4 protein-coding genes are annotated in these 3,754 nt (G+C 47.7%); all 4 read right to left on the bottom strand.

Annotated elements, in window-relative coordinates; genetic code table 11:
* Positions 1-951, bottom strand: a 951-nt coding sequence (locus AC1DWB_RS32055) for an extracellular solute-binding protein (protein ID WP_477545151.1), incomplete at its 3' end; no start/stop codon positions are given.
* Between the two features lie 108 nt (positions 952-1,059).
* Entirely contained in the window at positions 1,060-1,983 is a 924-nt protein-coding gene (locus AC1DWB_RS32060) for a carbohydrate ABC transporter permease (RefSeq protein WP_477545152.1), read from the bottom strand.
* 48 nt (positions 1,984-2,031) lie between these two features.
* Positions 2,032-2,985, bottom strand: coding sequence for an ABC transporter permease (locus AC1DWB_RS32065; protein WP_477545153.1), 954 nt, complete (start codon positions 2,983-2,985; stop codon positions 2,032-2,034).
* A 214-nt stretch (positions 2,986-3,199) separates the two neighbouring features.
* On the bottom strand, positions 3,200-3,754 hold a 555-nt coding region (locus tag AC1DWB_RS32070), incomplete at its 5' end, for an FAD-dependent oxidoreductase (RefSeq protein ID WP_477545154.1).

The following is a 3,754-nucleotide window of genomic DNA, read 5'->3' on the forward strand; positions in this document are numbered from 1 at the left end:
TTTCAGGTAAGGGATTATAGCCATTTTGCCGGTTGGCGATGTTTTCGCCAAAGCATCCGTTACAGTTGCCGCATTAGCCCAGTTCATTTTGAACATAGCTGCTTTACCGCTTGTGAAGTTCTCAGTCAGCTTGTTCGCTTGGTTGATCGACCATTCAGCGTCAATCAGCCCTTCAGTGTACAGTTTCTTCATATAAGTCAAGTATTCTTTGGTTGCTGGATCTTCTACCAAGTGAACAACCTTATCACCAGATACTTTCCACGGGGAAATAATCGTTCTCATTCCGAAAGTGGTTCCGATTTCCTGCACAATTGGATCTTTACCGCCTGTCAGAGGAATGACTTTCTTCTTCTCCTTGAACGTCTTCAGCATGTTGTACAACTCGTCCAGGTTCGTTGGCATTTTCAGACCAAGCTCATCCATCCAGTCTTGTCTTACAACGAATGCGGAGTTGACCGCTACGCCAGATGCACTTGCTTCCGGAATCGCATAGGTTTTCCCGCCCAGCTTAACACCGTCCCAAGAAGTTTGGCTGATGACTTGCTTCATGTTCTTCCCGTATTTCGCGATTAGATCGTCCAACGGCTCCAAGGCGCCGGAAGCACTCAGCTTAGCGAATTGGTTCGGGCTTAACTTCATGAAGTCGTACGGTTCCTTACTTGACATGAGTAAGTTCAATTTCTCATCGGCGTTCTCAACGGGCAGCATGTCATACTTCACATCATAACCGGTTTTCTCTTTGATGAATTGTCCCACCGGATCGGTATTCGGATCGAATTGTGCGTATTGGTTCAGCTCGCGAAGCTGTGGCTTCGGTTTGTTCGCATCAGCAGTCGGTGCTGCCGAAGGTGCCGGTGTGCCGCCTGTAGTTTTCTTGTCGCCGCCTCCGCACGCTGCTACCGATACGGCCAGTGTAGCGATGGATGCCATAGCTAATGTCTTTTTTAACATGAATGAAGAACCTCCCTTTAGATGTTGGTGTTTCTCGGTTGTTAGCTTGCTTCCATTCACAGTACGAACTTCTGTTCCACGCATCACCACCTTAATAGAGTATCGAATCTACTCTTTAACCGAGCCTACAAGTGCACCTTTGACAAAATACTTTTGCAAGAACGGATATACAATCAGAATCGGCAGCGTTCCTAGCATGATCGAAGCAGCTTGAATCGATTGTGGCGATACGTTCAAGGCGGCGTCAATGTTATCCCTCAGGAACACATCGCTGGACGAGACGAATAGCTCTTTCAAGTAAAGCTGCATCGGCTTCAGTTCCGGAGTGTTAATATACACAAGGGCGTTGAAGTAATCGTTCCAGAATGCCACCGCGTAGAACAATGCGATGGTAGCGAGCACAGGCAAGGAGAGCGGCAACGTGATACGGAACAAGATCGTCAGGTTGCTAGCGCCGTCCATCTTGGCCGACTCTTCCAAGCTATCTGGCAAGCTCTCGAAAAAGTTTTTGATAATCAACATGTTGTACACACTGATTAGCGCTGGCAGGAATAGAACCGGTAATGTATTCAGCAAATTCAAGTTTTGCATAAGCAGATAAGTCGGGATCAGCCCGCCGCTGAACAACATGGTGAAAATATACATCAGGATGAAGAATGTGCGACCACGCAATCTCGTTTTGGAAAGCGGATAAGCAGCCAGTGTTGTCATGAACAAGGCAAGCACCGTCCCGACCACAGCTACAATGACCGACACTTTAATGGAATTCAGGAATAACGAATTCGTGATCACGAATTTGTATGTGCCGAATTGCAAATCAACCGGGAGCACATTAACTTGTCCGGATATAACAGCCGCCTCACTGCTCATCGATTTGGCGATCAAGTTAAGGAAAGGAAATATGGTCGTCATCGCCATCAGCGTGAAGAACACATAATTGAATATTGTAAAAAGTCTTTCGGACAACGAAGTGCGAATCTTGTTCGAACTCCGCTTGCTACCGACTGCGGTATGCTTCATGGTTGTATTCATAGCGGCTCCCCCGTMCTATATATTCTCTAAGAAGTTCCGACACCGCGTTTACCATATTCCTCTGCGCAGGAATTTCCGGCTCATAGCGTTACCCGATACGATCAGGACGAAAGCGATAACGGATTCGAACAACCCTACTGCAGTTGAGAAGCTATAATCTTGTTGGCCCAACCCGATACGGTATACAAACGTGCCAATGACATCGGCGACTTTGTACACACCAGGGTTGTACATGACGAGAATTTGCTCCGTTCCTGCTTCCAACACCGATCCTAACCGCAGAATGAACATAAGCAAGATAACAGGAATCATACCAGGAAGTGTAATGTACAACGTTTGCTTCCATCTGCCAGCTCCATCAATCTTGGCCGCTTCGTACAACTGAGGATCGATGCTCGTTAAGGCAGCCAGGTATAYGATTGTGCTCCAGCCAATCTCCTTCCACCCCGCGGATGTAACGAGGACGGTACGGAATACGCTGTTGTCCAACATGAATGGTATCGGTTGTCCGCCAAGTGCGACTACGATCTTATTCACGATACCTCCGTTAACCGACAGCAGGTCAATGAACAAGCCGCTCACGATAACCCAGGACAAGAAGTGCGGCAAGTAAATGATCGTCTGAATCCACCGCTTGAATATCATGTTCTTCAATTCATTCATCAGAATCGCTACGATAATCGGCAACGGAAACAAGAAGACGATCTTCATAAACGAAATGATTAGCGTGTTCTTGAAGACGTCCATGAACGCCTCCGAATGAAACAGCTTCTCGAAATTTTTCAGCCCTACCCAAGGACTCGCTGCCATCCCATCGAAGATGTTGAAATCTTTGAAAGCAATCAATAGACCGTACATTGGCGTGTATTTGAATAAGATCAAAAACGCAATGCCGGGTAGAAGCGCCAAGTATAAATCCCAATCTTTGCGAATATCCAGCCACAACTGCCTCATTGGAGAACGACCGACTGCTGCTACCGGACGGGAACCATCTGGCTTCATAAAAACTCTCCTCCTCATCTGTAATTTCACCTGATCCGATTGCTATGGCGTGGAAGCACTGTCTTCGTACCGGAAGGAGACTCAATGTACCAAGTGTAGCAAATGAATGCGCCTTTTGTACCGGACGTTGATGACTAGTTTTGGTACTTTGAGTACCTGTTCAGGTTGTAGCATCCAAACAAAAAAGGCTGCCTCTGGCAGCCCCGAACATTCCTTATTCCAACTCGAACTTCCCAATATCGAATAGTCTCTTCTGCTCGTCTGACAGTCCTGCTATCTTATTCTTACCCGCTTGATCCAGCAGCTTAATACCTGCTTTCTTCTGTACGTACTCCTGCATGCGCTTCATCTCAGCTTCGTTTAGATGAGTCAATTGTTGATCCTTGTTCAACTGGCCGAGCATCATGCCGATCACTTCGCCGGCCAGAGCGGTTTGGGGCTGGATGCGGGCGCTGCCATAGGCGACAGCGGAGGCTCCGACATTTTTGCCAGCCAAGATGACGTTGGAATAACCTTTGGGAATGAAGGACCGCAGCGGCATGCCGTACTTGTCGGGAACACCCTTTCGCGATCCCCAAGGGTAGCTTATCGTACCTTGGAGGTCTAGGGCATACCCCGCAATGCTGACGTTATCCCAGAATGATGTGCCGCTCATCAGATCTGTCGCCTGCAGCACATACTCCGTCTCGTAGCGATCATAATCACGTATGTACAAATAGTCGGGATACCCATATATCTCTGCCTTGTCCCAACCAGGCAGTTCCTTTCG

The sequence above is a fragment of the Paenibacillus sp. P4_E11 genome, from assembly GCF_056401635.1.